Source organism: Weissella viridescens (genome assembly GCF_003862435.1).
Lineage (GTDB): Bacteria > Bacillota > Bacilli > Lactobacillales > Lactobacillaceae > Weissella > Weissella viridescens_A.
In genome coordinates this window covers 137,028-159,261 of record NZ_RHGY01000001.1, presented here as the reverse complement: position 1 = coordinate 159,261, position 22,234 = coordinate 137,028, and the positions used below count along the sequence as shown (strand labels likewise).

Genomic DNA, 22,234 nt, shown 5'->3' with positions numbered 1-22,234 from the left:
AACTCCGCCTATCTAATTTTGCGCCATTTGCTTGGCTTTTTCTGGAACTTGTTCAATTGCTCCCACGTTACGGAACGCATCTTCAGGATATTGGTCATACTTACCTTCCAAAATTTCCTTAAAGCTACGTACAGTATCTTCAACCTTAACGTATTCTCCTGGGATTCCAGTGAAGGTTTCCGCAACAGAGAATGGTTGTGACAAGAAGAATTGGATACGACGTGCGCGTCCAACAATTGTCTTTTCTTCATCAGACAATTCATCCATTCCCAAAATAGAAATGATGTCTTGCAATTCACGGTAACGTTGCAAAGTGTGTTGCACTTCGGTTGCCACTTCGTAGTGTTCTTGACCAACAATTTCAGGCGTCAAGGCAGTTGACGTAGAAGCCAACGGATCAACGGCTGGATAAATTCCTTGTTGTGTCAAAGAACGTTCCAAGTTAGTGGTTGCATCCAAGTGCGCAAATGTCGTGGCCGGAGCGGGGTCAGTATAATCATCCGCTGGGACATAGACGGCTTGGATTGATGTAATCGCCCCATTCTTGGTTGAAGTGATTCGCTCTTGCAATTGTCCCATTTCAGTAGCCAATGTTGGTTGGTAACCAACGGCTGATGGAATACGACCTAGCAAGGCTGACACTTCAGATCCGGCTTGTGTGAAACGGAAGATGTTGTCGATGAACAACAAAACGTCTTGATGTTTCTCATCACGGAAGTATTCCGCCATGGTCAAACCAGTCAACGCAACACGCATACGAGCACCAGGAGGCTCATTCATTTGACCATAAACCATGGCCGTTTGCTTAAGCACTCCTGAATCCTTCATTTCGTGGTACATATCATTACCTTCACGGGTACGTTCTCCGACACCAGTGAAGACAGAAATACCATTATGCCCTTGGGCAATGTTGTGAATCAATTCTTGGATCAAAACTGTTTTACCAACTCCAGCTCCACCAAACAATCCGGTCTTTCCACCACGAATGTATGGGGCTAGCAAATCGATAACTTTAATTCCTGTTTCCAAAACTTCTGTTGAAGTGGCAAGTTCATCATAGGCGGGTGCCTCACGATGAATTGGCATACGCTCGGCATCAGGACTAAATTGTGGTCCTTTGTCGATTGTTTCACCTAACACGTTGAACATACGTCCAAGCGTATCATCTCCAACAGGGACTTCAATTGGCGCCCCTGTATCGGTAACCTGCATACCACGTTGCAAACCATCAGTTGAATCCATGGCAATTGTACGTACAACACCATCTCCAAGTTCCAAAGATACTTCAACTGTAAGGTCTTCTTTGTCTGCACCACGATCAACCTTTAAGGCATTGTTGATAGCAGGCAAATCCGTACCTGATGGGAAAGCAACATCGACCACAGGCCCAATGATTTGAACAATTTGTCCGGTACTCATTGTCGTTTCCTTTCTGTAACTGCTACACACCTTGGTGACAGCTATTCAAGCGCTGCCATACCACCGGTAATTTCGGTAATTTCAGTCGTGATAGCAGCTTGACGTGCACGATTATAATGCAATTCCAAACTATCAATCACGTCTTTAGCATTATCAGATGCTGAAGACATTGAGTTAACTGATGCAGAATGTTCCGCCGTCTTGGCATCCAAAATGGCACCATAGACTAAGCTTTGGGCATATTGGGGCAAGACAGTTTCCAAAATCTTTTCAGGTGATGGATTCATGTCATATTCTGCGCTCAACTCGTTGCCATCAGCCGTCAATTTTGTCGTATCAACCGGCAAAATTTGTTCCATCTTAACTTCATTTGAAATACGTGTTGCAAAGTGTTGATAAGCAATCACAAGCTCATCGTACACTTCGTTATCGTACATGGCCGTAACCATCTTTACGATTTCACTTACTTCCACGAAATCAGGAACATCTGACACACCACGATATTCATAAGCAACATTGAAACCACGCTTCTTAAAGAAGTCAGCCCCATTCCCACCAACGGCGAGAATCACAACATCATCCTTTGACAAATGACGTGCTTCCAATTCGCTCATGACCGCTTTGATCAAAGTTGAGTTATAACCCCCAACCAAACCACGATCTGATGTAATCACTAAAAAGCCGACTTTTTTAACGTCACGCTTATCTAGTAAAGTCCCTTTAACGTTGGAAATGTTAGCGTTAGCCAAGTGAGCAACAACGTCAGAAAGACGTTTTGCGTACACGCGGTAACCATTCCCAGAACGTTGGATTTTTGACAATTTTGATGTCGAGACCATTTGCATCGCACTCGTGATTTGACGGGTGCTTTTCGTTGATTCAATGCGATGTTGAATTTCTTGCAAAGAAGCTGCCATAATTGCCCTCCTTCACTATTGCTCACTCTCACTTGCAGTAAAAGTTGACTTAAATTGTTTCATTGCTGCATCCAACTGATCTGTATCAGGTAGTTGTGATGTTTGCACAATCGTATCGACTAAATCACTGTGTGAGGCGTGCATTGCACTAATCAATTCTGATTCGAAACGTGGGATATCATCAACTGCAACATCGTCCAAGTAACCATGAGTCAAAGCGTACAAGACAATAACTTGATCTTGAACAGGCATTGGCGCATGCAATGGTTGCTTAAGCAATTCAACAGTACGACGTCCACGAGCCAACTTAGCTTGCGTTGCCTCATCCAAATCAGAACCGAATTGCGCGAATGATTCCAATTCGTGATATGAAGCCAAATCCAAACGTAACGTTCCCGCAACCTTCTTCATGGCCTTAATTTGCGCATCTCCACCAACACGAGAAACAGAAGTTCCCGCATCAACGGCTGGACGATTACCAGCGTAGAACGCATCAGCATCCAAGAAAATCTGTCCATCAGTGATAGAAATAACGTTCGTTGGAATATAGGCTGAAACGTCTCCAGCTTGTGTTTCGATGATTGGCAAGGCCGTCATTGACCCACCACCCAAATCATCTGATAACTTAGCAGCCCGTTCTAGCAAACGTGAGTGCAAATAGAACACGTCACCAGGATAGGCTTCACGGCCAGGTGGACGACGAAGAATCAATGACAGCTCACGGTAAGCCGTTGCTTGCTTTGATAGATCATCATACACAATCAACACGTGCTTTCCGTTGTACATGAATTCTTCACCCATAGCAGCACCAGCATATGGTGCAAGATACAATAGTGGTGCAGGTTCAGAAGGACCGGCAGTCACAACAATTGTATAATCTAAGGCACCTAGTTGACGCAAAGTTTCCACTTGCGTACGAACAGTTGAATCTTTTTGACCGATTGCCACGTAAATCGCAATCACGTCTTGATCCTTTTGGTTCAAAATCGTATCAATCGCAATTGATGTCTTACCAGTCTTACGATCTCCAATAATCAATTCACGTTGTCCACGGCCAATTGGTACCAAGGCATCAATTGACTTGATTCCAGTTTGCAAAGGCTCTGAAACCGATTGACGATCCATAACCCCTGGGGCTTTGGCTTCAATCGGACGAGTCTTAGTTGTATGGATTGGTCCCAATCCATCCACTGGTTGACCCAACGTATTCACAACACGTCCAATTAGTTCCTCACCAACAGGCACTTCCATAACTTGGCCTGTACGAGTAACGGTATCACCTTCATGAATATCATCATAACGACCCAAAACAATAATTCCAACATCGTCTGATTCAAGGTTTTGTGCCATACCGTAAGTGCCACTTTCAAAGGTCACTAGTTCACCAGCAAGGGCGTTATCTAAGCCATTGACACGGGCAACCCCATCACCAACATAGGTAACAGTTCCTGTCTCTTTGACATCTAGCTTATCTTCGTAGTTGGCTAATTGCTCTTTGATGAGAGAACTGATTTCTTCAGCTTTAATGCTCATTTCAACAGTTCCTCTTTCTACTTAATTCATTCGTGCTTTTCTATTAGTCAGTAATGCTTTGGCGAATATTTGCTAACTTTGTCGATATCGTGCCATCTAAAACGCGATCATTTGCTTCAATTTTTACGCCACCAATGATTTTTGGATCAACATCATTTTCAATCACAACCGTTTGTGCTTTAAATAATGCTTTCAACTTATCAGATAGACGCGCTGTTTGGGCATCATCTAATGGAATTGCCGTGGTTACTTTGGCTGTAACAACCTCGTTTTCACGGTCCACCAACACTTTATATTGTTGAATAATCATTGGTAAATCGGCAATGCGTCGATTTTCGTAAACTAAGTCGAAAAGATGTTGTACCAAGGCACTCGCATCTTTCGTTAAACTCTTTAACAAAGCCTGTTTATCTGGTTCAGGAATGTTAACTGAAGTCAAAACTGACATTAAATCTGGATTTTCGGAAAAAACATCGGCAATCGTCATTAGCTCAGCTAATGTTGCATCACTCGTGCCTTCCGGTTGTGTTAGTTCAAATAAAGCCTTTGCATAACGTTTACCAACAGTGGTGCTCGTTAATTTGGCCATTATTTTTCTCCTAACCCATCAATGTAAGCATCAATCAATGCTTTTTGATCATCCAGCTTTAATTCCTTTTGAATAATCTTTTGTGCAATCGTTACCGACAGTTCGGCAACATCATTTTTAGCAGATGTCATTGCTTCTGAACGATCTTGTTCAATTTGGGTTGCAGCACGATCTTTAATCGTTTGTGCATTTGTTTGGGCGTCTGCGACAATTTGCTTACCTTGTGCGTCAGCTGACTTTTTCGCATCAGCGACAATCGTGTTGGCATCAGTCCGAGCTGCTGTCAATTGGGCTTGTCGTTCCTTTGAAAGCTTTTCAGCTTGTTGGCGAGCATCTTCTGCAGAGTCCAAATCGTGAGCAACCTTATTTGCACGGTCATCCATCATCTTAACTACCGGTCCCCATGCAAACTTCTTAAGAAGTAGCATCAAGATCACAAAGGCAATTAACAAAAATAACATATTCCCCAAAGCCAACCCATCGCTAGCACCAGCGAAAAATACTTGATTTAACATAATTAGTTGGCCTCCACGCAATAACTGAATTACTTACTAAACAACATGAACGCAATCGCGATAGTGATGATTGGCACGGCTTCGACCAACGCAACACCAATGAACATGTTTGAACGTAGCTTTCCTTCAAGTTCAGGTTGGCGAGCCATCCCTTCAAGCATCTTTGAGATAATAAGTCCGTTACCAATACCTCCACCAATGGCGGCTCCAGCTGCGGCAAGACCTACACCGATTGTTGCAATACTTCCTGTCATGAAAACATCCTCCTGAGATTTATATAAAAACGACTAGACAACTATTCTAACTTTTCGCCAACATAGACATTGGTCAAAACGACGAAAACATATGCTTGAATAGCACCAATAAAGAATGAAAAGGCCATCCAAATGACTGCCAAAATGAGACCTGGCACCATGGTTAAGATACCGTATGACTTGGCTAATTCCCAAATCAATCCCATCACAATTTCACCCGCGAAAATATTTCCGAAGAGTCGAAGCCCTAAGGTCATAAAGCTTGTGAATTGATCGATTAAATTGATTGGCATCAAAGCAGCATAAGGACTAAAGTATACGCTTTTCACGTACTTTTTGAATCCACCCTTATCAACACTCAAAAAATGGGACAACCCAATTGATATCAGCGCTAAGGTAAATGCAACCAGCGGGTCAGAGGTGGCACTCTTTAAGAAAGTTACGCCTCCAACATTCACATGAAGAATTAAACCTAACTGATTTGTTACAAACACAAATGAGAATAGGACAAATGAGAAGAATTTCAGCTCACGACCTGTTTGATTAGGTAGATTACCATCAACAATTCCATTTGTGAATTCGATCAGCATTTCTAACGCATTTTGTTTACCAGTTGGTTTCATTGTGAGACGGTGCGCCATCCAGACACAGATAATAAATACCAGCGCCATAGCCACCGTAATCGAAATGATAACCGGCAGATCAAATTTCAGTCCCGCAATAACAAATGATGCGGTTTTTTCGTCCACAGAACGTTACCTCCTTTTTCCCAATTTAATCGCCGACACACGGGCGCCGAAACACACACACATCTGCAATACACCACTATATTATGCCCATTTGCTTGGCAATTCAATGACTAAAATGCCAAAAAATGTCCAAGAATATTGGAAAGTTGATAGCATCAAGGTTTTTAGTGATTTATTTCACAAACTTTTTTTCAATAAAAAAAAGCCTACAAATATGTAAGCCCTTTCTATTCTTATAGATTGTAAGCAATTTGCTACATGTCAGCTTCTGAAGCAGCTTCCTTTGGCAAAATTAAGTTCAAGATAATTCCCAAAACCGTCGCAATGGCAACACCTGAGAATTGCACAACTTCTGAACCTGTTCCAACTTGAAGGTAGGCATTTCCAATTCCGATAACCAAAACTGAAGAAGCAATCATCAAGTTACGCTTCTTATCGAAGTCAATCTTGTTGTCGACCAAGATACGCAATCCTGACGCAGCGATAACGCCAAACAAGAGGAATGAAATACCACCCGTAACGGCACCTGGAATTGATTGAATCAATGCAGATAGCTTTCCAACGAAGGAAAACAAGATGGCAAACATGGCTGCGCCCATCAAAACATAAACCGAGTGGACCTTAGTAATGGCCATTACCCCAATATTTTCACCGTAAGAAGTCACAGAAGGTCCTCCAACTAATCCAGCGAAGATTGAAGCAGCTCCGTCACCAGCCAGCGTACGTTGCAAACCTGGCTCCTTGAAGTAGTTACGACCAGTTAGATCATCCAAGACCATCAAGTGACCCATGTGCTCAGTAATCGTTACCAAAGCCAACGGCGCCATGACAATGATGGCATTCCAATACATATGTGGCTTGTAGTCAACAAATGGAATATCAAAGGCTGGAAGCGCAAACCACTTTGCTTGCGTAACTGGTTGGAAATCAACCAAACCAAACATTACGGCAAAAATATAACCACATACAATCCCCAGTAGAATAGGAATCAATCCCAAGAAACCTTTGAGCTTCATATTGAAGAAAATCGTAATACCTAGCGTTAACATGGCAACCAAAAAGACACGAATATCATACTTGCCATTCAACAACGTTGCTGATTGGGCCGCAGATGGCGCCAATGACAATCCAATCACCATGACAATTGGGCCCACCACGATTGGGGGCAAAAGCCGATCAATCCAGTTTGTCCCAATCATCGCAACAATCCCAGCGATAATTAAGTAAATTACCCCGACAGAGATAACTCCCGCGGCAACACCTGGATACCCGGTCGTCTTCATCAGTGACATCATCGGCACGATGAAGGCAAAACTAGATCCCATGTATGCAGGGATTTCCTTCTTGGTAATCAAGATGTGCAAAAGGGTTCCGACACCCGAACTGAACAACGCGATTCCGGGATTCAAGCCGACCAACAATGGTACTAAGACTGTTGATCCAAACATTGAGAACATGTGTTGTAATGAAAGTCCAATCCACTGTCCGAATTTGGGCTTGTCATCGACGTCCAAAACGACATCTTTTTGATTTTCCGCCATTTTTAAAACTTCCTCCTATTTTTGCGCCTAAAAAAACTGGTGTCGTTTACACAACACCAGCTTAAAATTCAAATCGATTTTATTCCACGCAAAAAGCAGGACTCGAGTATTGAACTTTTCAGTCTCACTGGGCTGAATTAAAGACACATTTCATTACTATTGAGTATACGTTAACCGATTTACAAGTACAAGAGAAAATTATTTAAATTCAACTGCTTGTGGGGCTTCAACAAATGAATCCAAAAGCACAGAATCAAAATTCAATTCCAAAATGGTTTCAGTTTCTGGGTGTGGATGACCAGCATGCCAACCCTTATTATCCGCAAAAAGTGGTTCAATATCTGACCAAGTCTTATCTGAAAGTTTTGCCGTCACCTTGTTTGATGACATACGCTTACCACCAGCACCAGGCATGGTTGTAAAGGCAACCTTATCATTGGCTTGAATTTGGGCCACCTTAGCGACATCAGGCTTTGAAACGACATAGAAACGGTTCGGTACCTCCGGATCTTGTCCAAAACCAACCACACGCACTGAAGGTTGGTCATTCACGGCTGTTGCCAATACCAAAAGTTGTTTTGCCTCAGCTACATATTCTTGAAAATCTGCCATTATACATCCTTCTTTCGTTTGCTTAATATGGTCTATTCTACCAGTTTATGCCTTTAATGTTGCTTAGAATTCAAAAAAGCTTACCTCAAGGAGATAAGCTTTTAAGCATTTTTTATTAGTGCGTACCGAACAAACGGTCTCCAGCGTCACCCAAACCAGGGACGATGTAACCATCTTCATTCAAATAATCATCTACACTAGCTGTGAAAATATCCACATCCGGGTGCGCCTTTTGGACAGCCGCAACCCCTTCTGGAGCAGAAACAAGTGTAATCAGCTTAATCTTGTTGGCACCACGCTTCTTCAACGCGTCAATCGCCATATCAGCTGATCCACCAGTTGCCAACATTGGGTCAACAAGCAAAACTTCACGTTGATCAATGTCATCTGGCAACTTAACGAAGTATTCAACTGGTTCAAGCGTTTCTTCATCACGGTACATACCAATGTGACCAATACGCGCCGCTGGAATCAACTTCATAATTCCATCAACCATCCCTAGACCCGCACGCAAAATTGGCACAATCGCCAACTTTTTACCTGCTAACGTCTTTTGTTCCGTTGTGGCTACGGGTGTTTCAATCGTCACTTCCGTCATTGGCAAGTCACGGGTTACTTCGTAGGCCATCAATGAAGCAATTTCATCAACGATCTCGCGGAATTCTTTTGTTCCCACCTCTTTGTTACGGATAATACTTAGTTTATGTTGAATCAAAGGATGTTCAAACACAGTTAAATTACTCATTACGTTCATTCTCCAAACTTTTTTAGTTTTTACATGCCACTACTCAGCATGTTCAATTTTACTCAATGGAAAACGATCCGTCAAAGCCCGTACGTCATCGGCAACTTCGGCAAGAATAGCGGCATCCTCAGAATTCTCCAAAGCACGTACCACAAGTTCAGCGACTTGTGCTGCTTCAGCCTCTTTGAACCCACGTGTTGTAATCGCTGGCGTTCCAATACGGATACCAGATGTGATAAATGGACTACGTGGATCGTTTGGAATGGCTTCCTTGTTTGTTGTAATGTGAACTGAATCCAACAAGTTTTGCGCCTTCTTACCTGAAATGCCTGTTTCAGTTAGGTCGAGGTTAAACAAGTGGTTGTCAGTTCCGCCCGAAACAACGCGGATCGTTTTTGATGCATTGAATACTTCAGCCATAGCTGAGGCATTCGCAATAATTTGTCGGCCATAGGCCTTGAAGCTGTCATCTTGGTCTTCCTTGAAGGCAACCGCTTTACCAGCAATCACGTGCTCCAAAGGTCCCCCTTGCGTTCCAGGGAAGATTGCAGAATTCAACTTTTTACCAAGTTCTTCGTTGGCTAAGATCAAGCCACCACGTGGTCCACGCAATGTCTTGTGGGTTGTCGTTGTCACAACATCGGCAATCCCGATTGGTGATGGGTGTACACCAGCCGCAACAAGTCCGGCAATATGCGCCATATCAACCATCAAGTATGCGCCAACTGAGTCAGCAATCTTACGGAAACGATCAAAATCGATAATCCGTGAGTAAGCTGACGCGCCAGCAACAATCAACTTTGGTTGGTATTCATCAGCTAAAGCTTGCACTTGATCATAGTCCAACAATTCGTTTTCATCCAATCCATATTCATGGAAGTTGTAAACTTTACCAGAGAAGTTTACCGCAGCCCCGTGAGTCAAGTGCCCACCGGCATCAAGACTCATGCCAAGCACTTCATCCCCCGTTTCAAGCAAAGCCGCATAAACCGCAGCGTTGGCTTGTGAACCAGAGTGAGGTTGAACATTCGCATATTCTGCACCAAATAATTCCTTGGCACGATCAATGGCAAGTTGTTCCACTTGGTCAATGAATTCAGTTCCACCATAGTAACGCTTTCCAGGATATCCTTCGGCGTACTTATTGGTCAAGATACTTCCTTGCGCAGCGCGAACGCCAGCAGAGGCAATATTTTCAGAGGCAATCAATTCAATATTATGTTCTTGTCGATCTGCTTCTCGATCAACGGCTTCCCACAATTCAGGATCATAGCTACGGTAATTTGTCATATTGGCATCAGCCCTCCAAAGATTAATATACGTACATTATACAATGTTTCTGCAATAAATACAGCTATTTCCGTACGTTATCTCTAAAGGTGCGTTAGTCTTCTAACAATTCAGAAACATCTTGCCCACCGGCCGCTTTATTCAAACGGTTATTGTAAGCAGCATTCGCTGATGTCTCTGGCATTTTGGCGACCAAAATCGTGTTCACATTTGGCTGTGCGTCAAAATGACGTAATCCGGCGAACAACTTGGCTGCGGCTGAATCCGTATCTGGTCCTAATGACCATACAAAATCCATGCCTGAAAGTTGATGTTCAGCAATTAAATCATTCGTCAACATTAAGCCCACCGGCTCCAATTGTGATTGGGCCCAAATAATGGCTTGCGTCCATTCATCTTCCGTCACCATATACACATCTTTATCTGGTGCATAGTGGCGATACTTCATCCCAGGCGCTTTAGGCACTTCATCAGCTTTCACCGCGTGTTGTCCGGCTTCCACTTCCGTGCCTAACACGGCTTCGATTTGCTCGGGTGTAATTTTCCCTGGACGCAAAACCGTCGGTACATCTGTAGAAAGGTCAATCACCGTTGATTCAACCCCGATGCGCGTGCTCCCACCATCCAAAATCCCCGAAATCTTTCCATGCAAGTCATGGTAGACGTGTTGGGCAATTGTTGGTGAAGGACGACCAGACGTATTGGCTGACGGCCCAACGATAGGTGTGCCTGCTTCCCGGATCAAACTTCTTGTTAAGTCATTATCCGGCATCCGAATGGCGACAGTGTCCAAACCACCCGTAACCGTTGATGACAAAGCACCAGGTTTAACCGGCAAAATCATCGTCAAAGGTCCCGGCCAAAAGGCCTTAATCAACTTATCGGCCCATTCATTGCGTTGCGCGAATGTGTCGATTTGCTCTGGGTCAGCCACATGGACAATCAACGGATTATCTGATGGGCGTCCCTTAGCAGCGTAGACCTTTCCGACGGCTTTCTCATTGAAAGCGTCGGCGCCTAAGCCATAGACGGTTTCCGTCGGAAAAGCGACCAACGATCCGCGCTTAATGGCTCGGACTGCGGCTGGCAATTCGTCTGGTGTCCAAATCTTAGTTTCCATACTTACCCCCTTCTTGCAACCTTCAACATGCGGTCATGTCCGCTCATATCTTGTTGCAATGTTACTTGTGTTACTGGCAATTGACTAAAGAGATCAACGAGCGCTGGTCCTTGCTGATACCCAATTTCAAAGTAAGCCTCCCCATTTGGCTTCAAATGCGCCAACAATTCCGGAGCAATCGCTTCGTAAATTGCCAACCCTTGGTCCTCAGCAAACAAAGCCTGTTCCGGTTCAAAGTTCAACACACTTTCATCCATCACAGCCCGTTCATCTTCCGCGATGTATGGCGGATTACTAATAATCACGTCATACTGACCCTCAATATTTTCAAAAAGGTCACTTTGAAGAAAGCCAACTTGCGGTGCATATTGTTTAGCATTGGCTTGCGCCACCTCAAGGGCCTCGCTAGAAATATCGCTGGCTGTTACTTCCCATGTTGGTCGTTCGGCTGCGATAGTCACAGCAATTGCGCCGGAACCCGTACCAATGTCCAAAACCGTTCGCGCTGAATTCTTTGGTTGATCACGTAAAACCCAATCCACCAATTCCTCAGTTTCTTGACGTGGAATCAAAACGCGACGATCGACTTGGAATTCGCGACCATAAAAAGCGGCGTGTCCGAGCGCATATTGCACCGGTTGACCACCTTTAATCGCATCCACCGCGACCATGAAACGTAGCCGAAGTTCGTCTTCCAAAATCGTATTCGCATTATTCGCCAATTGATTATAGTTCCAATCGAGCATCCCCGTTAAGAGATAGTCAATTTGCGCTTGGCGTTCATCTTGGTCATGGACATATGGTTCGAGTTGCCAATTTCCCCAGTCACTGACGGCTTGAATTGTCCATTGTTCATCAAACATAGCTTAACCTTGCTTCAAATCTTCAAGCTTAGCCGTTTGATCAGCAATCACAAGCGCATCAATGATGTCGTCTAATTCACCGTTCATAATGCGATCCAACTTATTCAAAGTCAAACCAATGCGGTGATCCGTCACACGGTTTTGAGGATAGTTGTAAGTTCGGATACGTTCAGAACGATCACCAGTACCAACGGCTGTCTTACGCTCTTCGGCATATTCAGCTTCGTTTTGTGAGGCATAGTAATCGTACACACGTGTCTTCAAAATTTCCATCGCCTTGGCACGGTTTTGTTGTTGTGAACGTTGGTCTTGCATCGCCACAACGATTCCCGTTGGCAAGTGGGTCATACGCACGGCAGATGACGTCTTGTTAATGTGCTGTCCTCCAGCCCCTGATGAACGATAAACATCGACACGCAAGTCTTTGTCTTCAATTTCAATATCAACGTCTTCATATTCAGGCATTACCCCAACTGTGGCAGTTGATGTGTGAACACGTCCAGCTGATTCAGTTTCAGGCACACGTTGCACACGGTGCGCCCCGTTTTCATACTTCAACTTTGAATACACATTGTTTCCTGTGATCATCAAAACGATTTCTTTGTAGCCACCAATTTCAGTCTTGTTTTCATCAATGACTTCAACATTCCAGTTTTGGCGTTCAGCATAACGGCTGTACATTTCGTATAAGTCCGCAGCAAACAAAGCTCCTTCATCACCACCGGCCGCACCGTGGATTTCCATGATAATATTCTTATCATCATTGGGGTCCTTAGGGAGCAATAGAATCTTCAAGCGTTCTTCTAATTCAGACTTTTCGCTTTCAAGTTCCTTTAGCTCACCCTTAGTCAATTCTTCCATGTCGGCATCCAAATCTTCATTCAACAATTCCTTGTCGTCTGCGATTTCTTGAATAACGTCTTGGTAGTGCTTAAAGACTTCAACAGTTTCACGCAATTGTCCTTCTTCCTTTGACAATTCCATAAAACGATTGGTATCTGAAATGATATCTGGATCAGAAAGCATTTCATTCACTTCATCATAACGATCTACGACTGACTGTAGTCGTTCAAAAATTTCATCCATCGTTTGTTCTCCTATTTAAATTCTGCAGCTGCTGTAAAACCAGTATCTTGTGAGCGACGGGCAATCGCCTCTAAATCCGGGTGGTTATAGTGACGGCGACATACCGGTAAGTATGAATCATCCCCACCAATCTGTACTTGAGCCCCTTGATAAACTGGCAAGCCATCATTTAAACGCAAGTTCATCGTCGCTTTGCGACCACAAAATGAACATAGCGTCTTCATTTCTTCAATCTTATCCGCATAAATCAAAAGTGCTTCTGATCCTGGGAATAAATTGTTAAAGGCATCATTTTTCAAACCGAAAGTAAGCACTGGAATGTTCAATTCATCAACCACATGAGTTAATTGTAAAACTTGTTCCTTGGTCATAAATTGTGCTTCGTCAATCAGCACAGCCGCAATATCATCTTGTTGATCAATCAACGCAAACAAATCATCTTGATCTGTAATTGCAACGGCTGGTCGGGTTAAACCAATGCGTGATGCAATTTCCCCGACTTCAGTCCGGTTATCGAGCGCACTCGTTAACAACAAGACATTGCGTTGTTGGACCTCATAATTATGAGCGACCTTTAAAATTTCAATACTCTTACCGCTGGCCATTGCGCCATAGCGGAAAAACAACTGTGCCATCCTGACTCCTTTCGGTGTTAATAGATAATTTTGCCGATTAACACTCATTTAACAGTATAACCAAATTGTGGATAGAAAAAAAGCAGTTAAACACCCAATCTGTTTAACTGCTTTATTTTTATTGATTCTGCTACCCTAGATTACTTTACGCTATACCAACACGATGCAAAACGTTCGGCATAACTGCATCGGTCGAAGCGCTTCTGGGCATTGCCGATTAGCCTCATCACCCATTAAGCGCGTTAATTTCTTCCCTGATGCTTTTAGCTTCTTCTTCACTTAAATATGTCCCTTTATCCCCTGGAACCCTATCGTAATAGTGTAATAAGTCCTCTTTATAAGCAACATTGTCCGGATCCAATTTACATGCCTCCTTCATACTAGAACAGCCAATGGCATAACACCCATCGCCTATTAAAAAATCTGCCGGAAAGGCCGCCGTTAAGAAATCGATATAATGATATTTCTCTGCCTTCTTTTCTTTGAACAAAGAATATTGCACATAAAAATAAACCACTAGAACTGAAGATGCAATAGCATGAGTTGTATTACCAGTCTCTTCCGCACAAATATTTGTCAAAGTCTCTTCCACGATATCATTAGATAGCTTCCTAGCAATACTGTAGGCTTTTTCAAATTCAGCATCCTCAACATACGTTCTAAAAGCTTTTTTATCGGATCCATCCATCACTCACTTTTACCCCCCATCTATTTTTATATACGTAACATCGATGATTTTGTTATCCATCTTTAATGTCTTTATTTTTATGTTCCAGTTGACCTAGATTACTTTACACTATACCAACGCGATGCAAAACGTTCGGCATAACTTGTTAACTCAGGTATTTTCTTCATATCCTTTGACCAGTCATTGGTAAAATAAGCAATGGCGTTTGCTCCAACCGTCTGAACCATATAATAGTTCGTAACATCATAGTCACTGTATTGTGCTGAATGCCAATCGACATCATCACAATAATACTCTACGTGCACCCTGTCGCGATCATCTTTATCCCAATGGATCATCATATTTTCAAACTCCGGTTGTTGTGCCTCAGCTAAAGCAATTGTCGCTTCGGTCAACATATCAGACAAGTCCATATTCACATCCATCTGATCATCAAATGACATGCCGCTGGTATAGGCATAGTGTGGGAAAGACAGCACTTTCCCTTCTGAATTTTTCCACCAGAGTGTGATTGACCGCTCATCTTCATGTGTTAAGAACAGCAACCAGACTTCTTGCCAATCTTTACTAATCGCATTAATCCGTTTTTCACCTTGCACCGCTACCGCATTTAAGGCTTGATCAACGCCATTTTCTTCCGCTTCAGTCTTTGGAGTAAGCTCATTCCCAACCGTTTTGTTCTCGGCTGCCTTATGCGCATTATCAAATGCTTGCATTACTTTAACTGTGATAGCAGCTTCATCCTGGGTAGTATCTTCAACATACAATGCCCCAGTTGTCTGATTCAAATAGTAATTAAAAATATCTTTTTGTGTGAAATTTTCAGCATCTTGCCAAGGCGTATAGTCGTACTGCAAACGACCAGAAACGTCGTCACCTTCCTTCATAACATAGTGTAATAAAGCCGTCGTGAATGGTTCAGTTTGCGTTTCTTGAACCTCCAAGTTCAGTAATTCAGCATCATGGCGTAACTTTGCTTGAATACTTGGGATATTGCCATTCTGTACTTTACTAGCCGGTTGCGTCAGCAAAACAATTTGGCCATCAGCTTGACGTTTCCAAATATCCACTGCTAAATCGTCGTCATCAATCGCATCATCGAACAAAATCCACATATCCTGCCAAGTCATGTCAATTCCATCAATTAAGTCTAGCGCTGAAACTAACAAATCATTTGTTTGTTGTTCTATATCAGCGCCATCATTGGTTGGCTCCGCAAACAATTCTGATTCGATAAACTCATCGGATTCGTCGTCATCTACCGTCGCACTTGCTACATCTGCATCATAGGGGGTAAACGTCACATCCAGAATCCCACCCTTATCATCTACCGAAACGTCTGCCACTTTTTGCACGTCAGATTGCGCATACATCTTCTCATGGTATGTAGACAAACCACCTTGTTGCGTTGCACCATAACGTTCTAAAGCACTTTTGTACAACTTAACATACTTATCCATAATCTCAATGTCAGTGTCATTCAAACTCAACACATAACTTTCACGTCCACGTGACATGGCACGTTTGGTAAATGGATCGTCGTCCTCCGTGATGTGTTCTTCAAGTTCCTTTATGAAGTCCAGAATACGCACTTGTTTTAATTCAAAATGCTCAACCATCATGTGGTATAGCGCTGTGGATAAGTCACCAGTATCCACACCCCGATAGTAATCACTTAGCTCTTCCAGCATTCCATAGATATAAATAGCCAGTACCTCGGCACCTAACTCATCAGGATAAACGTCTTGCAACTGAAGCCGATCAAAAACAACTGGATCAATTTCCTGTCTGGCATCATCTAAAAAAACATTGTCACTTTCATCTGTTAAATATTCGGAATGCCAAAACGTCATAATCCACGGCACGAATTGCAAAACGGGTACAATGACTGCAAAAGTCCAATACGGACTAAAACGTGTATCCCGTAAACGGCGCCAAACTGCACTGATATATGCCATAAAGAATACCAATTGAGCGATTGGGACTGCAATCACGTACGCTTCATAAAAGCCATCATAAAAATCAGTGTCAATCAATAGCTCATCACCGACGATTAAGACAATGGTGAAAAGCAACATAAGCAAGATTAAATTCATAATGAATCCCACGAAGAATTCAGTTCGTGAGTCATCTTCACTATAAGTAAACATTTTGGTCCAAAAACGACCAATCAAATGTAAAAATTCCATTGTTTCTCCTATCAATTGCAAAATAATATAGATATATTAATGTATAGATATCATTTTAGCAAACAAAGTTCATGCCGTGTTCATATCTTTCATCTAAAATTTTTTATAAAAAAAACGCGTACAAATTTGTGCGCGTTTTTCGTCTTTATTAATAGAATTCAGGTTCGATTTCAGAAACGCGACTAGCCCAATCAACATCGGGATAGCGACGCTCAAGCATCTTTTGCAACATCCGTAAGGCGAGATTTCCATTACGCGTCAAGATAGGTCCGTGGAAGTAAGTCCCATAAGTATTCTTATAGACCAAACCTTCTCCTCCATCTTCACCATTGTTACCCTTACCTTGCTTAACCATCCCCAAAGGACGTTCCTTATCATCAAGGAATGTTCGACCTTGATGGTTTTCAAAGCCATGGTAAATATCACCATTAGTTGGATCTTCGATGGTGACATTACCAATGAAACGACCATTTGGTTGGTTCAAAGTGTAATGCATCATCGCCTTGATCCCTTCAACACGGGTACCATCAGCTAAAACGAAGTAATCCCCAAGGAGTTGGAAACCTCCACAGACCCCAAGGAATGTTCCGCCGGCTTCAATGTAACGCTTAATCGCTGCTGACTTACTTGGCAAGTCCTTGGTAACGACCATTTGTTCGTAGTCTTGTCCACCACCGAAGAGGACAAAATCGTACTTGGTATCATCAAAATCATCACCAAGCGAAACCATGTCCGTTTCAACCTGTACACCAAGTTGCTTAGCATAGAAAGTTAGGGCCACGATATTTCCGTAATCGCCATACGTATTCATCAAGTCACCGTAAAGGTGCGCTGTTTGTAAAGTGTATTCCGCCATCGGTTAGCCCTCCATTCCAGTTTTAATGTAACCAGCTTGCTTCAATTGCTCACGTAATTGCAACATCGCTGTGTACGTTGCAGCAACATAAACGTGTTCCGTTGGCTGCGCCTTAATGGCCGCCACAATCTTAGATAGGTCTTGATATACCGGTTGGTCACCAAAGCCGGCCATCTTAATGCGGACATACAAATCCTTGTAACGCTCCCCACCAGTTGAAATGGCTTGCATCTTTGTCTTGGCCAAGTCTTCAAATTCAGTATCCCAAATCCAACTTGTATCAATACCATCCGCGTAGTTCGCGTTTAGCAAAGCAATGACTGAGAAAGGTTGATCGTCTGACCCCATCATTTGAATCACTTGGTTAGCCCCAACTGGGTTCTTAATCAAAACAATTGTCACATCCTTATCGTCAACCTTAACGGCTTCTTGACGTCCAAAGATTTGCGCATTTGATTCAAAAGCATGCTTGATTTGTGCTTGAGAAACACCCATGTAACGGCCAATGGCGTAAGCTGCCAAAGCGTTATAGATGTTATATTCCCCACCAATTTCGATTTGGTAAGTTTGACCGTCAATGTCAAAGTTAGAGTAACGTGGCGTTAACTCGTTCAACTTGGTTACGGCATAATCTAGTTCAGGACGCTTGAAATCATCAGTCGTACTGAAATATGACCCTTGGTTCGCAAAGGTAATATAGTGATAGTGCAAAATTGAATTGTCAGTTGGTGACAAAACACCATCTGTATTATATGGCGCACGAATATCACCGGTTTCTGGTTCCGTCTTGAAACCAAAGTAAACCTTTGGATTTGGCAAATTACCACGCATGAAGATTGGTGAATCCGCATTGGCAATCACCGTTGCTTCAGGGAATAAGCGAATTCCCTTCAAAATCTTTTCATAAGTGGTATAAATTTCACCATAACGATCCAATTGGTCACGGAAGATGTTCGTCAAGACAAACGCCTTCGGCTTTAATTGACGGGCGACCTCTTCCATATTGGCTTCGTCGACTTCAAGAATGGCCACTGGCTTTTCGCCGTTTTTCTTTGGCTTAGCTGTAAGCATCGTTCCAGTGATACCTTGCATCATATTTGAACCCGAAGGATTCGTAATGACGTCAGTATACTTTTCACGCAAGACACGGGTCGCCAAAGCGGTGGTTAACGTCTTACCATTAGTTCCAGTTACTAAGATGACGTCATACTTTTCAGCCAATGTCGTCATAACATCTGGATCAATTTTAATTGCTAATTTTCCAGGTAATGATGTGCCTCCGCGGTGGAGCACATTGTGCAACACAAAATATGAACTATTTCCGACAAAGGTTGCCAATGAACTTCTTAAACTCATGTCTTACTCCTTTTTATTATGCCGCAGCATAATCACTTTAAATTGCTAGCACTAAGTGTAACATTTTGTTCGATTTGCTGAACACCATTATTCTTTAAAATTTTTATTTTATTTCGCTGCCGGACCGGGCGCAGCTAACACAAATTCACCCGTTCCGGTCACGGTACAATCACGACCATCGTCCAGCAAGACAAAACTCATTCCGGGCGTAAAGCTGTAACTAGCCGTACTGCTCTGAATGGTGACCTTACCTGCAACCACGACGCCCAATTGATAACTATCAATTGATGCCAAGGTGCACATACCATCAAGATGGTAGTCTTGGACCTCAAAATATTCTGCCTGCACTAAGGTTGTCCGCGTTGCGTCACCAATCTGGACGGTTTCCGGTGTGGGTGTAACAGGTGTAAAGGGCACTTGGGTCACCGCTTTGGCATCAAGCAAATCAAGTTGGCGCCTAAACCCAGTCGTCTGATCAATGCGATCAAAGTCATACACCCGATACGTGGTATCAGAGGATTGCTGAATTTCAAGCGCAACCACGCCCGCCCCCAAAGCATGGAGCGTCCCTGCTGGCACATAGAAGAAATCACCTGCGTGAACCGGAACAGTCCGCAACAAATCTGCCCAGTCTCGTTGGTCCACTAATCGACTAAATTCCGCCCGGGTCTGAGCGTTATGTCCAAAGTAAATCTGGGCGTCAGGCTCAGCCGCCAAAATATACCATGACTCAGTTTTACCCAATTCGTGCGCATGCGCAGCGGCATATGCGTTGCCCGGATGAACTTGTACTGACAAATTTTCATGGGCATCTAAAATCTTCACTAACAGTGGAAATGGACGCACACCATGTCGATTTTGAAAGAGTTCGGGATGTTGCCGCCACACTTCAACCAAGGTCATCCCTTGAAAGCGCCCATTTTGAATGCGTGTTGGCCCATTTGGATGTCCTGAGACAACCCAAGCTTCCCCCGTATGATCGCTTGGAATATCAAAACCATACAAATCACGTAATGCTGTACCGCCCCACATCTTTTCGTGTAAATCAGCTTTTAATACAAGAACTTCTGTCATATTTCTCATCTCCCCAAATGTTTAAATATGCTTATTTAATTTTAACGTACAAACTAGAAACCCAACCGTATTGGTCAAGGTGATACCAGAGGTTACCAGCGTCGTCCGTGATTTCTTCAACCAAATTAACGGGTGTCCCGTCGGCAATTTGACCGATAACCTGACCATAAGGTTGGTCATAAACGTTCAACGTCTGGTTTGGAATAAAATCAATGACCCCCATCACTGAAATCTTCTGTGTGTTCCAGACTTTATTTTTTAACCAACCTGGTTGATCATCTGAGCGATCCCCCCGCTCATCTGACAACTGCATATCTCTCCTTGAAAATGGTACCCAACGCGAATCCGCCAGTTCATACCAGAACGTGCCGTCTTTTGTCGCCACCCGACTTGAGACTGGGACAACCGTATCAGCCCACAAGTTTGGCCCATCCGGTTCGCCGTTCATTTCAGTGTATGTTGCCACCGGTTGCTTGATGTGCAAATACTTATCATTTAGCTTTTGCGCTTCCAAATAATGTGCTGGACGATAATACAACGTGACCGTATGCATTTGGTCGTTCAAGACACCACTTGTGTCACCCTTGGCTTTAACAAAGGTGTACCCCTCGATTTCAGTTGGTTCAACTTGATAAGGTTCCCCAACATGTCCCGTTACTAACCGGCTGGGCGCAACTGGTTTTTGATCATCAATATTTTTAGTATAGACCCAAACTGGCATCCCCATTAATTCAATTTCTGCCATCAGCCACTCCTTTTATTGCATGTATTTTAAATCGTATAAAAACGAATCCAGCAACACTTTACCGCAGTTTGCTTCAAATTTAATTATACGTCAACACACATTCTTTGTATAATTGTAAGTAATAAACCTTACAAATTTTATAAAGGACCGGTATCCCTATGCTTCCATTGACGCGTCGCGCGACCGCACAAGACTTACCCCAAATTATGACCATCATTCATGAGGCCCAAAACAACCTCAAAGCCGATGGTGTGCCGCAGTGGCAAGATGGTTATCCTGATGAAGCTTTAATTAAAACGGACATTGCAAGTGGTGAAGCCTTTGTCCTGGCCAATGACATCGCTGTTGTGGGCTACGCCGTCATCCGCCAAACCCCAGAACCAAATTACACCACCCCGCTCGAAGGAAAGTGGTCTGACGATGTCACGCCGTATGTCTCTTTGCATCGCATTGCGATTTCAAGCGCTTTTCGTGGTCAACATCTCGGTCAACTTTTCATGTCTAATCTGTTCACTTGGACGAACGAACTTGGTTTCCAAGCAGTCCGCATCGATACGCATCCCTTGAACCAGCGGATGCAACGACTCATTCAGCAAGCTGGATTCACGTTCAACTGTACGGTTTGTATGGACGGCAACATTAACGACATCCGCTGGGCATACAGCCTAATGCTGCCCGTCGCTGAATAAAATAAAGGCGTGCTTCCGTAGGGAGGCACGCCTGTTTATTTATAAAAAAAGAACCAATCATAACGATTGGCTCTTTTTTGATTAGCCTTGTGTCCGCTTACGACGAATTTGTGTCGCAGGATCCAAAAACTTTTCAATTTTACCCATACCCCAATCAGCGATGATTGACATAAAGGCAGTTGGCAAGGCACCAGCTAAGATGATGGCACCACCATTTGTGGCGTTCGTACCACGGATGATGATATCTCCCAAACCACCGGCACCAACGAAGGCACCAATGGCAACCACACCAATGGCTAGTACTAAGGCGTTACGCAAACCAGCCATGATAACCGAAATTGAAAGGGGCAACTTGATCATATAAAGTTGTTGCCAACGGGTCATCCCCATTCCTTCTCCGGCATCCAGTACGTTGCGGTCAACCTGGTTAATTCCAGTGTACGTGTTACTCAAGATTGGCAAAAGGGCGTACAAGAACGTTGCCATCAAGACAACTTTAACTCCTAGTCCCATCGCCAACATCAAGATTGAAACCATGGCCAATGAAGGCACGGTTTGGATAATACTAGCCACGCGAATCACCCACTTTGAAAGCGTGTGACGGTTGGCAATATAAATCCCAAGTGGGATGGCAATCACGGCGGCAAATAGCACACCGTAGACTGACATCAAGAAATGTCGCATAAACTGCTCAAACACATAGCTTCCGTTTTGAGCAAAATATGCAATAAATTGTTGAAAAATGTTCATCTTCGCCATATCCATTGTG

At 43.4% G+C, this 22,234-nt stretch carries 23 protein-coding genes; 1 reads left to right on the top strand and 22 read right to left on the bottom strand.

The window, feature by feature from the left end; genetic code table 11:
• Positions 1–12 precede the first annotated feature (12 nt).
• The 21 genes from atpD to D3P96_RS00695 form a co-directional block, all read right to left on the bottom strand.
• Positions 13–1,419: a F0F1 ATP synthase subunit beta gene (gene atpD, locus D3P96_RS00795; protein WP_124942533.1), complete on the bottom strand. Its 1,407-nt coding sequence runs from the start codon at positions 1,417–1,419 to the stop codon at positions 13–15.
• Between the two features lie 41 nt (positions 1,420–1,460).
• Positions 1,461–2,336 (bottom strand): F0F1 ATP synthase subunit gamma, encoded by an 876-nt coding sequence (locus tag D3P96_RS00790; protein WP_124942532.1) that lies wholly within the window; start codon positions 2,334–2,336, stop codon positions 1,461–1,463.
• A gap of 15 nt (positions 2,337–2,351) precedes the next feature.
• A complete protein-coding gene (atpA, locus tag D3P96_RS00785; protein WP_124942531.1) occupies positions 2,352–3,869 on the bottom strand; it encodes a F0F1 ATP synthase subunit alpha in 1,518 nt (505 codons plus the stop codon).
• Positions 3,870–3,912: 43 nt separating this feature from the next.
• Complete coding sequence (gene atpH / locus D3P96_RS00780; protein ID WP_124942530.1) at positions 3,913–4,458, bottom strand: ATP synthase F1 subunit delta; 546 nt, start codon at positions 4,456–4,458, stop codon at positions 3,913–3,915.
• Complete coding sequence (gene atpF / locus D3P96_RS00775) at positions 4,458–4,973, bottom strand: F0F1 ATP synthase subunit B (RefSeq protein ID WP_124942529.1); 516 nt, start codon at positions 4,971–4,973, stop codon at positions 4,458–4,460. The genes atpH and atpF overlap by 1 nt, the downstream gene beginning before the upstream one ends.
• 29 nt (positions 4,974–5,002) lie before the next feature.
• A complete protein-coding gene (gene atpE / locus D3P96_RS00770) occupies positions 5,003–5,227 on the bottom strand; it encodes a F0F1 ATP synthase subunit C (RefSeq protein ID WP_124942528.1) in 225 nt (74 codons plus the stop codon).
• Positions 5,228–5,268: 41 nt separating this feature from the next.
• Positions 5,269–5,976 carry a F0F1 ATP synthase subunit A gene (gene atpB, locus D3P96_RS00765; protein ID WP_124942527.1) on the bottom strand — a complete coding sequence of 236 codons (708 nt, stop codon included), beginning with the start codon at positions 5,974–5,976 and terminating at the stop codon, positions 5,269–5,271.
• 254 nt (positions 5,977–6,230) lie between these two features.
• On the bottom strand, positions 6,231–7,517 hold the full coding sequence (locus tag D3P96_RS00760; protein ID WP_124942526.1) for a solute carrier family 23 protein: 1,287 nt from the start codon (positions 7,515–7,517) through the stop codon (positions 6,231–6,233).
• Positions 7,518–7,715: 198 nt separating this feature from the next.
• A complete protein-coding gene (locus tag D3P96_RS00755; protein WP_124942525.1) occupies positions 7,716–8,129 on the bottom strand; it encodes a pyridoxamine 5'-phosphate oxidase family protein in 414 nt (137 codons plus the stop codon).
• A gap of 115 nt (positions 8,130–8,244) precedes the next feature.
• Positions 8,245–8,874, bottom strand: a complete 630-nt coding sequence (gene upp / locus D3P96_RS00750) for a uracil phosphoribosyltransferase (protein ID WP_124942524.1) — start codon at positions 8,872–8,874, stop codon at positions 8,245–8,247.
• A gap of 39 nt (positions 8,875–8,913) precedes the next feature.
• Positions 8,914–10,164, bottom strand: coding sequence for a serine hydroxymethyltransferase (gene glyA, locus D3P96_RS00745; RefSeq protein WP_124942523.1), 1,251 nt, complete (start codon positions 10,162–10,164; stop codon positions 8,914–8,916).
• Between the two features lie 94 nt (positions 10,165–10,258).
• The gene (locus D3P96_RS00740) at positions 10,259–11,284 is read right to left on the bottom strand and encodes an L-threonylcarbamoyladenylate synthase (protein ID WP_124942522.1); all 1,026 of its coding nucleotides are present in this window, start codon (positions 11,282–11,284) and stop codon (positions 10,259–10,261) included.
• Positions 11,285–11,286: 2 nt separating this feature from the next.
• Positions 11,287–12,147: a peptide chain release factor N(5)-glutamine methyltransferase gene (prmC, locus tag D3P96_RS00735; RefSeq protein ID WP_124942521.1), complete on the bottom strand. Its 861-nt coding sequence runs from the start codon at positions 12,145–12,147 to the stop codon at positions 11,287–11,289.
• 3 nt (positions 12,148–12,150) lie between these two features.
• Complete coding sequence (gene prfA / locus D3P96_RS00730; protein ID WP_057745025.1) at positions 12,151–13,233, bottom strand: peptide chain release factor 1; 1,083 nt, start codon at positions 13,231–13,233, stop codon at positions 12,151–12,153.
• Between the two features lie 11 nt (positions 13,234–13,244).
• The gene (locus D3P96_RS00725; protein WP_124942520.1) at positions 13,245–13,868 is read right to left on the bottom strand and encodes a thymidine kinase; all 624 of its coding nucleotides are present in this window, start codon (positions 13,866–13,868) and stop codon (positions 13,245–13,247) included.
• Between the two features lie 226 nt (positions 13,869–14,094).
• A complete protein-coding gene (locus tag D3P96_RS00720) occupies positions 14,095–14,556 on the bottom strand; it encodes a hypothetical protein (protein WP_124942519.1) in 462 nt (153 codons plus the stop codon).
• A gap of 98 nt (positions 14,557–14,654) precedes the next feature.
• Positions 14,655–16,745, bottom strand: a complete 2,091-nt coding sequence (locus D3P96_RS00715) for a DUF805 domain-containing protein (protein ID WP_124942518.1) — start codon at positions 16,743–16,745, stop codon at positions 14,655–14,657.
• 148 nt (positions 16,746–16,893) lie between these two features.
• Positions 16,894–17,601 (bottom strand): type 1 glutamine amidotransferase, encoded by a 708-nt coding sequence (locus D3P96_RS00710; protein ID WP_124942517.1) that lies wholly within the window; start codon positions 17,599–17,601, stop codon positions 16,894–16,896.
• A gap of 3 nt (positions 17,602–17,604) precedes the next feature.
• The gene (locus D3P96_RS00705) at positions 17,605–18,957 is read right to left on the bottom strand and encodes a Mur ligase family protein (protein ID WP_124942516.1); all 1,353 of its coding nucleotides are present in this window, start codon (positions 18,955–18,957) and stop codon (positions 17,605–17,607) included.
• Between the two features lie 108 nt (positions 18,958–19,065).
• A complete protein-coding gene (locus D3P96_RS00700; RefSeq protein WP_124942515.1) occupies positions 19,066–20,031 on the bottom strand; it encodes a type I phosphomannose isomerase catalytic subunit in 966 nt (321 codons plus the stop codon).
• A gap of 31 nt (positions 20,032–20,062) precedes the next feature.
• Positions 20,063–20,776 (bottom strand): MucBP domain-containing protein, encoded by a 714-nt coding sequence (locus D3P96_RS00695; RefSeq protein WP_124942514.1) that lies wholly within the window; start codon positions 20,774–20,776, stop codon positions 20,063–20,065.
• A gap of 158 nt (positions 20,777–20,934) precedes the next feature.
• Between D3P96_RS00695 and D3P96_RS00690 the strand changes: the two genes are divergently transcribed.
• The gene (locus D3P96_RS00690; protein WP_124942513.1) at positions 20,935–21,465 is read left to right on the top strand and encodes a GNAT family N-acetyltransferase; all 531 of its coding nucleotides are present in this window, start codon (positions 20,935–20,937) and stop codon (positions 21,463–21,465) included.
• Positions 21,466–21,546: 81 nt separating this feature from the next.
• Here the strand turns inward: D3P96_RS00690 and D3P96_RS00685 are convergent, their stop codons facing one another.
• Positions 21,547–22,224, bottom strand: a complete 678-nt coding sequence (locus D3P96_RS00685; RefSeq protein WP_280524489.1) for an ABC transporter permease — start codon at positions 22,222–22,224, stop codon at positions 21,547–21,549.
• Positions 22,225–22,234: the final 10 nt, after the last annotated feature.

Coding starts and splice junctions, on each gene's coding strand:
- atpD (WP_124942533.1), bottom strand. CDS start 1,419: ATGAGTACCGGACAAATTGTTCAAATCATTGGGCCTGTGGTCGATGTT.
- D3P96_RS00790 (WP_124942532.1), bottom strand. CDS start 2,336: ATGGCAGCTTCTTTGCAAGAAATTCAACATCGCATTGAATCAACGAAA.
- atpA (WP_124942531.1), bottom strand. CDS start 3,869: ATGAGCATTAAAGCTGAAGAAATCAGTTCTCTCATCAAAGAGCAATTA.
- atpH (WP_124942530.1), bottom strand. CDS start 4,458: ATGGCCAAATTAACGAGCACCACTGTTGGTAAACGTTATGCAAAGGCT.
- atpF (WP_124942529.1), bottom strand. CDS start 4,973: ATGTTAAATCAAGTATTTTTCGCTGGTGCTAGCGATGGGTTGGCTTTG.
- atpE (WP_124942528.1), bottom strand. CDS start 5,227: ATGACAGGAAGTATTGCAACAATCGGTGTAGGTCTTGCCGCAGCTGGA.
- D3P96_RS00760 (WP_124942526.1), bottom strand. CDS start 7,517: ATGGCGGAAAATCAAAAAGATGTCGTTTTGGACGTCGATGACAAGCCC.
- D3P96_RS00755 (WP_124942525.1), bottom strand. CDS start 8,129: ATGGCAGATTTTCAAGAATATGTAGCTGAGGCAAAACAACTTTTGGTA.
- upp (WP_124942524.1), bottom strand. CDS start 8,874: ATGAGTAATTTAACTGTGTTTGAACATCCTTTGATTCAACATAAACTA.
- glyA (WP_124942523.1), bottom strand. CDS start 10,164: ATGACAAATTACCGTAGCTATGATCCTGAATTGTGGGAAGCCGTTGAT.
- D3P96_RS00740 (WP_124942522.1), bottom strand. CDS start 11,284: ATGGAAACTAAGATTTGGACACCAGACGAATTGCCAGCCGCAGTCCGA.
- prmC (WP_124942521.1), bottom strand. CDS start 12,147: ATGTTTGATGAACAATGGACAATTCAAGCCGTCAGTGACTGGGGAAAT.
- prfA (WP_057745025.1), bottom strand. CDS start 13,233: ATGGATGAAATTTTTGAACGACTACAGTCAGTCGTAGATCGTTATGAT.
- D3P96_RS00725 (WP_124942520.1), bottom strand. CDS start 13,868: ATGGCACAGTTGTTTTTCCGCTATGGCGCAATGGCCAGCGGTAAGAGT.
- D3P96_RS00720 (WP_124942519.1), bottom strand. CDS start 14,556: ATGGATGGATCCGATAAAAAAGCTTTTAGAACGTATGTTGAGGATGCT.
- D3P96_RS00715 (WP_124942518.1), bottom strand. CDS start 16,745: ATGGAATTTTTACATTTGATTGGTCGTTTTTGGACCAAAATGTTTACT.
- D3P96_RS00710 (WP_124942517.1), bottom strand. CDS start 17,601: ATGGCGGAATACACTTTACAAACAGCGCACCTTTACGGTGACTTGATG.
- D3P96_RS00705 (WP_124942516.1), bottom strand. CDS start 18,957: ATGAGTTTAAGAAGTTCATTGGCAACCTTTGTCGGAAATAGTTCATAT.
- D3P96_RS00700 (WP_124942515.1), bottom strand. CDS start 20,031: ATGACAGAAGTTCTTGTATTAAAAGCTGATTTACACGAAAAGATGTGG.
- D3P96_RS00695 (WP_124942514.1), bottom strand. CDS start 20,776: ATGGCAGAAATTGAATTAATGGGGATGCCAGTTTGGGTCTATACTAAA.
- D3P96_RS00690 (WP_124942513.1), top strand. CDS start 20,935: ATGCTTCCATTGACGCGTCGCGCGACCGCACAAGACTTACCCCAAATT.
- D3P96_RS00685 (WP_280524489.1), bottom strand. CDS start 22,224: ATGGCGAAGATGAACATTTTTCAACAATTTATTGCATATTTTGCTCAA.